The sequence below is a fragment of the Cellulomonas sp. genome (assembly GCF_036279715.1).
Classification (GTDB): Bacteria; Actinomycetota; Actinomycetes; order Actinomycetales; family Cellulomonadaceae; genus Cellulomonas_A.
In genome coordinates, this window is sequence record NZ_DASUIR010000075.1 from 1 (window position 1) to 5721 (window position 5721).

A 5721-nucleotide genomic window follows, 5' to 3' on the forward strand; every position below is an offset into this window, starting at 1 on the left:
CGGTGCTCACCCGCTGAGGCGACGCCCCACCCGCGGAGCCCCGAACCTCATCCGCCGTGCCGGTGCCTCAGGTCTCGCGCTCGATCACGGCCGCGACCGCAGCCTCGACCGGGACCTCCCCGGACACGAGCTCGAGCACCAGCCCCGCACTGCGCGGCTCGTGCAGCAGCTCGACGATGACCCGGGCGACGTCGTCCCGCGGGACCGTCCCGGGTGGGACGTCCTCGTCCAGCCGGACGTGCCCCGTGCCCGGGTCGTCGGTCAGGGAGCCGGGGCGCAGGATCGTCCAGTCGAGGTCGCGGCCGACCAGGTCCGCCTCGCTCGCGCTCTTGGCGCGCAGGTAGCTCGCGAACACCGCGTCCATGCCGGGCTCGGGCGCGCTGCCCGCACCCATCGAGGACACGAGCACGTAGCGACGGACCCCGGCGAGCGTCGCGCCGTCGGCCAGGAGCGAGGCGCCACCCCGGTCGACCGTGTCCTTGCGCTCGGCGCCGCTGCCCGGTCCCGCGCCAGCGGCGAACACGACCGCGTCGGCCCCGGACAGGGCTCCCGCGACCTCGTGCACGGTCGCGGTCTCGAGGTCGAGCACGATGGCGCCCGAGCCGTCGGACTGGACGTCGGGGACGTGGTCGGGGTTGCGAACGAGTCCCACGGGCGTGTCGCCCCGTTCGACGAGCGCCCGGGCCAGGCGCCGAGCGACCTGACCGTGCCCGCCTGCCACCACGATGCGCATGGATCCACCGTAGGACGGGTGCGCGGATCCTGCCGTCCGCGCGGCTCCGTCCCGCTCTGTGGACGCATTCGCCGCTCCCGTCTCAGTGTGTGGTCAAATTCAGCCATGTCCGGCCTCTGCACCCGTGGTTCGTCGTGCGACCTCGTCGCGCGTCGAATGTGCTGCCTGGCCGTCCGCTCCTGCTGTTGAGCTGAGCGGGCCGCGTCCCCCTGGGGCGCCTGACGGAGCCGTGCCTCCGTCCCCCTGATCATCCGGCCCTGTGCCGTCCCGCGCCGTCGCGAACCGACGCGTCGCACTGTCGTCTGCTGCCATCCGCAAGGAGCCCCCGTGAGCACCGCACCCCGCATCCAGGTCATCGGCCTGCGCAAGGTCTACCCCGGCGCGGGCCGTGACGTCGTGGCGCTCGACGGCATCGACGTGAGCGTGCAGCCGGGGGAGATCCACGGGATCGTCGGCCGCTCGGGGGCCGGGAAGTCGACGCTCCTCCGGTGCCTCACGGTGCTCGAGCGACCGACGTCGGGCAGCGTCGTGGTCGACGGCGAGGAGCTGTCGGCGCTCCCGGAGGCGCGGCTGCGGGCCGCCAGGCGCCGCATCGGGCTCGTGTTCCAGCACGTCAACCTGCTCGACTCCCGGACCGTCGCCGGCAACGTCGCGTACCCCCTCGAGGTCGCGGGCGTCCCCCGGGCCGCCCGGGCCGCGCGTGTCGCCGAGCTGCTCGACCTGGTCGGGCTGGGCGAGCGCGCCGACGCCTACCCCGCGCAGCTGTCCGGCGGGCAGAAGCAGCGGGTCGGGATCGCCCGGGCCCTCGCGACCGAGCCGGCGGTGCTGCTGTGCGACGAGCCCACGTCAGCGCTGGACTCGGCGACGACCCGTCAGATCCTCGGTCTCATCCGCGACCTGCGCGACCGCCTCGGCATCACCGTCGTGATCATCACGCACGAGATGGCCGTGGTCCGCGAGATCTGCGACACGGTGACGCTGCTCGACCACGGGCGGGTCGCCGAGCACGGGCCGGTCGGTGAGGTCGTCGCCGCCTACGGCTCGCGGCTCGCACGGGAGCTCATCCCGGTGCCGACGCAGCCGCTCGGCGACGAGCGCACGCTCGTCGAGGTCGCGTACACGACCGGTGACGTCCCCACGCACCGGGTTCTCGCGGCGGTGGCCTCGCTCGGGACGGGTGTCGAGGTCGCCGCGGGGACGATCGAGACGCTCGCTGGTCGACGCGTCGGGCGCCTGCGGCTCGACGTTCCCGCGGGTGACGTCGAGCGTGCCCTGGACGCGCTGCGGGCCGCGGGCGTGCACGCGGAGGTCGCGGCAGGGCCCGACGCCGAACCCGACGACGACGCGGCCGACGAGGCGGTGGCCTCATGAGCTGGCTCGCCGAGCTCTGGAACCACCCCGTCATCCAGCACAAGCTGCCGACCGCGACGCTCGAGACCCTCGAGATGGTCGGACTGGCGTCCCTGCTCACTCTGCTGCTGGGCCTGCCGCTCGGGTTGCTGCTCGTCTCGACGGCGCGCGGCGGCCTGACGGCGAACGCGACGGTCAACCGGGTCGTCGGGTTCGTCGCGAACATCGTGCGGTCGCTGCCGTTCCTCATCCTGATGATCTCGGTCATCCCGTTCACGCGGCTCGTCGTGGGCACGTCGCTCGGGTGGCAGGCCGCCGTCGTGCCGCTGACGATCGGCGCCATCCCGTTCTACGCGCGGCTCGTCGAGACCGCGGTGCGTGACGTGAGCCCCGGCAAGGTCGAGGCCGCGCGCGTCATCGGCGCGACCCGTCGGGGCATCGTCGTCCAGGTCCTCGTCCGTGAGGCGCTCCCGGCGCTCGTCGCGAGCTTCACCGTGACCGTCATCGCGCTCGTCGGGTACTCCGCGATGGCCGGGGTGATCGGCGGCGGCGGACTCGGCGCGCTCGCCATCTCCTACGGCTACCAGCGGTTCGACTCCGTCGTGATGATCGCGTGCGTCGTCGTGATCGTCGTGATCGTCGCCGTCGTCCAGGCGGTCGGGGACCTCGTCGCCCGACGCCTCGACCACAGGTGACCCACCCAGACCTCCGTCCGCACGGACGGATAGACCGACCATCCCGCCCCACGAGGGCCGATGTCCGAGGAGGACACATGAGGAAGACATGGGGCGCCATCGCCCTGGCGACCGCTGCAACCCTGGCGCTCGCGGCGTGCGGGTCGGCCACGGCATCGGACACGACCTCGGCGAGCGCCGCCGCCGCGTCGTCCGGCGCGGTCACGACGCTGACGATCGGCGCGAGTCCCGTCCCGCAGGCGCAGATCCTCCAGTTCGTCCAGGACAACCTCGCGAAGGGCGCGGGGCTCAACCTCAAGATCGTGACGTTCGACGACTACGTGCTGCCGAACACGTCACTCGCCGAGGGCGAGCTCGACGCCAACTACTTCCAGCACCTGCCGTACTACGAGTCGCAGGTCAAGGCCCAGGGCTTCAAGTTCGACCACTTCGCGGGCATCCACATCGAGCCGTTGGCCGTGTACTCGTCGAAGTACAAGAAGATCGGGGACGTGCCCGACGGTGCGAAGCTCGGCATCACGAACGACCCCGGCAACCAGGCGCGCGCGCTCGAGCTGCTCGTGAAGAACAACCTGCTCACGCTCAAGGACACCGGCGATGCGCTGCCGACGCTCCTCGACATCGCGACCAACCCGAAGAACCTGGAGTTCGTCGAGACCGCACCCGAGCAGCTCGTCCGGTCGCTCCAGGACGTCGACCTGGCCATCATCAACGGCAACTTCGCGCTCGACGCGGGCCTCAACCCCACCAACGACTCGCTGCTGATCGAGTCCGGGGTCGACAACCCGTACGCGAACTTCCTCGCGGTGCGGGCGGAGGACAAGACGAACCCGGCGATCGTCACGCTCGACGGCCTGCTCCACTCGCCGGAGGTCAAGGCCTTCATCGAGAAGCAGTGGCCGGACGGCGGGGTCCTGCCCGCCTTCTGACCTCCTGACCGCACGCATGACAAGACCCCCGACGCGAGCTGCGCCGGGGGTCTTGTCGTCTGTCGTCAGCGACCGTCGCCGGAGCCGTGCAGGACGATGCGCGGGGTCGGGTCGAACCTGTAGCCGAGGCCGCGGACGGTCACGACGGCCGCGCCCGTGACCTTGGCGCGGAGCCGGCGCACGTGCGCGTCGACCGTGCGAACGCCCGGCGTGGTCTCGGCGCCCCACGCCGCGCGGAGCAGCTCGAGCCGGCCGACGACGCGGTGCGGAGCCCGGACCAGGTGCGCGAGCAGCGCGAACTCCTTGCGGGTGAGGCACACCGGCCTGCCGTCGACGTGGACCTGCTGCGCGACGAGGTCGATCCGGACCCCGGACGTCGTGCCGGCGAGGGCGTCGTGCTCGAGGGGGTTCAGGTGCGAGAGCCGGTCGCGCAGCGTCCGCACGTCGTCGGGGCCGGCGCGCTGAGGGACCAGCGACAGCGCGGTGAACGTCTCGGCGGTCGGCAACAGCTCGCGGGCCAGGTCGCGGAGGGTCTCGGCGACCTCCGCGAGCTCGCGAGCGCCGGTCGGTCCGCCGTCGGGGTCGTCATGCAGGCCGACGTACAGGACGAAGCCGGCGTGCGGGGGCGGGGTGGGAGCAAGGAGCTCCACGGACGTGGTCATGGGGTGTCTCCGGGTGCGCGGTGCCCGTCGGGTGAGGACGAGCGGTGGTCGGTGGCCTGAGCGGGGTCAGGACCGACAGCACGTGCGCAGCGGGGAGGTCACCCGTCGATGCTCTCAGGGAGAACCGCGATGACCCAGCCTCCCGGCCGGTCATCTCACGAGGTGAGAACCGCGAACGGTCAGACGATGCCGTACAGGCGGTCGCCGGCGTCGCCGAGCCCCGGGACGATGTACGCCTTGTCGTTGAGGCGCTCGTCGACCGCAGCGACGACGATCTTGACGTCGACCCGGTCGCCGATGGCCTTCTCGAGGAGCGCGAGCCCCTCAGGTGCGGCGAGCAGGCACACGCAGGTGACGTCGCTCGCGCCGCGCTCGAGCAGGTAGTCGATCGCCGCGACGAGCGTCCCGCCGGTAGCGAGCATGGGGTCGAGGAGGAAGCACTGCCGGCCCGACAGGTCCTCGGGCAGACGGTTCGCGTACGTGATGGCCTCGAGGGTCTCCTCGTCGCGACGCATGCCGAGGAACCCGACCTCGGCCGTCGGGAGCAGGCGCGTCATGCCCTCGAGCATGCCGAGCCCGGCGCGCAGGATGGGAACGACGAGGGGTCGCGGGTCGGCCAGCTTGGTGCCGGTCGTCGTCGCGACGGGGGTCTCGATGGTGTGCGGCACGACCCGCACGTCGCGCGTGGCCTCGTACGCGAGCAGGGTCACCAGCTCGTCGACGAGCAGGCGGAACGTGGGGGAGGCCGTGTCCTTGTTCCGCAGGACCGTCAGCTTGTGGGCGACGAGCGGGTGGTCGGCAACGTGCAGGCGCATGGCTCGACCTTACCGGCTGGCACCTGCTCCGCCGGCGCCCCTTCGTCCCGCCGTCGGGCGTGCGGGAGGATGGCCGGATGGTGGCCGGGGCAGACGACGTGCGGTGGATGACGGTCGCGATCGACGAGGCCCGGACCGCGCTCGCCAGCGGGGACGTGCCCGTGGGGGCGGTCGTCGTCGGGCCCGACGGCGAGGTCGTCGGACGCGGTCACAACGCACGCGAGCGCGACCACGACCCGACCGCGCACGCCGAGGTCGTGGCGCTGCGCGCGGCGTCGGTCCGGCTCGGACGCTGGCGGCTCGACGACTGCACGCTCGTCGTCACCCTCGAGCCGTGCCTCATGTGCGCCGGCGCGACGGTGCTCGCCCGGGTGCCGCGCCTAGTGCTCGGCGCGTGGGACCCCAAGGCCGGGGCGTGCGGGTCGCAGTGGGACGTCGTCCGCGACCGGCGGCTCAACCACCGGGTCGAGGTGGTCGGCGGCGTGCTCGAGGACGACTGCGGGGCGCTGCTGCGCGAGTTCTTCGAGGAGCGGCGCG

General features: G+C 72.6%; 7 protein-coding genes. 4 read left to right on the plus strand and 3 right to left on the minus strand.

The window, feature by feature from the left end; translation table 11 throughout:
- Window positions 1-67 precede the first annotated feature (67 nt).
- Window positions 68-733, minus strand: a complete 666-nt coding sequence (locus VFW79_RS07810; RefSeq protein WP_329676745.1) for an SDR family oxidoreductase — start codon at window positions 731-733, stop codon at window positions 68-70.
- 327 nt (window positions 734-1060) lie between these two features.
- Here VFW79_RS07810 and VFW79_RS07815 point away from each other — a divergent pair, with 327 nt between their 5' ends.
- The 3 genes from VFW79_RS07815 to VFW79_RS07825 all read left to right on the plus strand — a co-directional run bounded on the left by VFW79_RS07815 (window position 1061) and on the right by VFW79_RS07825 (window position 3707).
- On the plus strand, window positions 1061-2104 hold the full coding sequence (locus VFW79_RS07815) for a methionine ABC transporter ATP-binding protein (protein ID WP_329676746.1): 1044 nt from the start codon (window positions 1061-1063) through the stop codon (window positions 2102-2104).
- A complete protein-coding gene (locus tag VFW79_RS07820; protein ID WP_329676747.1) occupies window positions 2101-2778 on the plus strand; it encodes a methionine ABC transporter permease in 678 nt (225 codons plus the stop codon). Before VFW79_RS07815 ends, VFW79_RS07820 begins: the two co-directional genes overlap by 4 nt.
- Before the next feature lie 77 nt (window positions 2779-2855).
- Window positions 2856-3707, plus strand: coding sequence for a MetQ/NlpA family ABC transporter substrate-binding protein (locus tag VFW79_RS07825; protein ID WP_329676748.1), 852 nt, complete (start codon window positions 2856-2858; stop codon window positions 3705-3707).
- A gap of 65 nt (window positions 3708-3772) precedes the next feature.
- On the opposite strand, the gene VFW79_RS07830 is transcribed toward VFW79_RS07825, so the two are convergent.
- Entirely contained in the window at window positions 3773-4369 is a 597-nt protein-coding gene (locus VFW79_RS07830) for a winged helix-turn-helix domain-containing protein (RefSeq protein WP_329676749.1), read from the minus strand.
- Window positions 4370-4548: 179 nt separating this feature from the next.
- On the minus strand, window positions 4549-5184 hold the full coding sequence (upp, locus tag VFW79_RS07835; protein ID WP_329676750.1) for a uracil phosphoribosyltransferase: 636 nt from the start codon (window positions 5182-5184) through the stop codon (window positions 4549-4551).
- Between the two features lie 107 nt (window positions 5185-5291).
- Between upp and tadA the strand changes: the two genes are divergently transcribed.
- Window positions 5292-5721 (plus strand): tRNA adenosine(34) deaminase TadA (gene tadA / locus VFW79_RS07840; protein WP_329676751.1); only part of this gene is annotated, 430 nt, incomplete at its 3' end.

Bases quoted from the DNA above. Each gene is read 5' to 3' on its own strand.
- VFW79_RS07810 (WP_329676745.1), bottom strand. From the start codon at position 733: ATGCGCATCGTGGTGGCAGGCGGGCACGGTCAGGTCGCTCGGCGCCTG.
- VFW79_RS07820 (WP_329676747.1), top strand. From the start codon at position 2,101: ATGAGCTGGCTCGCCGAGCTCTGGAACCACCCCGTCATCCAGCACAAG.
- VFW79_RS07825 (WP_329676748.1), top strand. From the start codon at position 2,856: ATGAGGAAGACATGGGGCGCCATCGCCCTGGCGACCGCTGCAACCCTG.
- VFW79_RS07830 (WP_329676749.1), bottom strand. From the start codon at position 4,369: ATGACCACGTCCGTGGAGCTCCTTGCTCCCACCCCGCCCCCGCACGCC.
- upp (WP_329676750.1), bottom strand. From the start codon at position 5,184: ATGCGCCTGCACGTTGCCGACCACCCGCTCGTCGCCCACAAGCTGACG.